Source organism: Mycobacterium sp. ACS1612, from assembly GCF_001667505.1.
Classification (GTDB): domain Bacteria; phylum Actinomycetota; class Actinomycetes; order Mycobacteriales; family Mycobacteriaceae; genus Mycobacterium.
This window is the reverse complement of the sequence record NZ_LZHZ01000057.1, coordinates 1-1,421: the sequence shown is the minus strand read 5'-3', so window position 1 is coordinate 1,421 and position 1,421 is coordinate 1. Positions and strand designations below refer to the sequence as shown.

Annotated in this window: 1 protein-coding gene; it reads left to right on the top strand. The window is 66.2% G+C overall.

Annotated features, from left to right (window positions below; genetic code table 11):
- A partial coding sequence (locus A5724_RS22965) for an HNH endonuclease signature motif containing protein (RefSeq protein WP_232004941.1) occupies positions 1-1,419 on the top strand: 1,419 nt, incomplete at its 5' end.
- Positions 1,420-1,421 lie beyond the last annotated feature (2 nt).

Here is a 1,421-nt window from a genome sequence, read left to right as displayed (position 1 = left end):
GGGGATGGGGAGCTCGTCGATGTGATGGGTGAGTCGACGCGCGATGAGTCGACGGCGATTGCGCAGCGCTTGGCGGCGGTGGCGGAGTTGTTCGTCCGGCGTCAGGAGCCGTTGGCGCAGTGTCGGTGGTGGGTGGCTGATCATTGTGATGGGGTGGCCGCTGAGGTTGCGGCGGTGCAGAACATCAGTCATGCCCGGGCGGTGGCGCAGGTGCAGTTCGCCTGCAATTTGTGGTATCGGTTGCCGCGGGTGGCGCGGGTGTTTGTGTCCGGGGTGATCGATTACCGGGTGGTGTCGATGATCGTCGCGCGCACCGAGAATGTTGAGGATGCGGTGATGGCAGCGGTGGACTCCGCGATCGCCGGGCAGTGCCGCAAGTGGATGAAGTTGTCGGCGCCGAAGCTCAAGGATCGGGTGGATCAGTGGGTGGCCACGTTCGATCCGGCGGGGGTGCGGGTACCGGCGAAGGTTGATGAGCATTGTTATGTCGACGTCACCGCCGCGCCGACGCAACCGGGGATGGCCACGATCAGTGGGTCGATGCGTGCCGAGGATGGCGCGGCGTTGACCGCGCGCTTGGATGCCATCGCTGCCACGGTGTGCCCGGAGGATCCGCGTAGCCATCAGCAGCGGCGTGCGGCGGCTACGGGGGCGGTGGGCCGCGGGGAAGTGACTTTGGTGTGTCAGTGTGGGCGTGCGGATTGCCCGGTCGGTGTGCAGCGGGATCAGGCGGCTGCGGCGGCCTCGGTGGTGATTCATGTGGTCGCCGAGCAGTCCACCGTGGAGGGCACTGGTAATGCGCCGGGGTATTTGGCCGGGTTCGGGATGCTGCCCGCCGAATCGGTGCGCACCCTGGCCGGTAGGGCGCAGCTCAAGGCGGTGGTGGTGCCGACGCCGACGCCGGATCCGGGGTATCGGCCCTCGGCGGTGACGCGGGAGTTCACTCGGTGGCGGGATTTGACGTGTCGGTGGCCGGGCTGCGACAAGCCGGTCGCTACGTGCGAGTTGGACCATACGGTGCCCTATCCGGATGGGCTCACCCATGCGTCAGATCTCAAGCATTACTGCAAGATTCATCATTTGATCAAGACGTTTCATCCTGGGTGGGCCGAGCGGCAGAAGCCGGACGGGACGATCGTGTTGACCAGCCCCACCGGCCACACCTACATCTCTGAGGCGCATGGGGCGGCGTTGTTCCCCACCCTGGGCCAGCCCACCGAGCCGCTGGCGGTGCCGAATATGGAGACCGAGCCCGCGCGGTATCGGGAGGTGATGATGCCGCGGCGAAAGCAGACTCGTGAACAGAACCGCCGCGACCGCATCACCGCCGAACGCCGGCAACGCAGCGAACTCATCGCCGAAGAAGAACGCCAACGCCAAGCCTGGCTCGCCCAAAACTACGAACCACCACCCTTCTGAGG